Raw genomic sequence first — 648 nt, 5'->3', positions numbered from 1 at the left:
GGGAGGGAAAGTAGCGGGGACGTTCCGCTTCCAGTATCAAGCCCGCTCCTGGAAATACCCACGCTGGGTGGTGGCCCGCCTAGAAGAAGGTGAGTTAGGCTCTAATCCCCGGTTTATCATCAGTTCCCGTTACGATGATGGCTTCAAGCTTTACTACGAGCAGTACTGTGCCCGGGGTGACATGGAGAACCGGATCAAGGATCAACAACTGAGCCTGTTTGCTGACCGGACCTCCAGCACGCACTGGTGGGCCAATCAGTGGCGGCTGATCTTGTCGGGCTTCGCTTATACGCTGTTCGAGCGGTTACGGACTTACCTGAAGCACACGCCCTTCGCGCGCATGAGTCCAAGCAACCTGAGGCTCAAGCTCATCAAAGTAGGCGCGGTCATCCTCCGCAATACGCGCCGCATCCGGGTGTTGATGAGTGACAGCTACCCCTATAAAACGGCGCTATCCGATCTGGTCAGGCGGTTGGTGCCGAACTGACTGCTCGGGCGCCCCCGGCCCGACGCAATGGGGGAAAGGGGGAAGTGTGTCTGAAGGACGGAAAGTGGTTAAAAAATAGCCGATGTAAGTCGAGCCAGTAGGTGTTTAGCGGTGTTACAGCCTGAGTGCGGTACTGGCTGAGGTACTATGAGAAATCCAGG

Annotated in this window: 1 protein-coding gene; it reads left to right on the top strand. The window is 56.8% G+C overall.

Going from position 1 to position 648, the window contains the following annotated elements; genetic code table 11:
• Window positions 1-487 (top strand): transposase (locus INT19_RS07300; protein WP_193060289.1); only part of this gene is annotated, 487 nt, incomplete at its 5' end.
• Window positions 488-648 lie beyond the last annotated feature (161 nt).

The organism is Halomonas sp. 3A7M, from assembly GCF_014897875.1.
GTDB lineage: Bacteria > Pseudomonadota > Gammaproteobacteria > Pseudomonadales > Halomonadaceae > Vreelandella.
The sequence above is the reverse complement of the archived record's forward strand: the minus strand, read 5'-3'. Positions and strand labels throughout refer to the sequence as shown.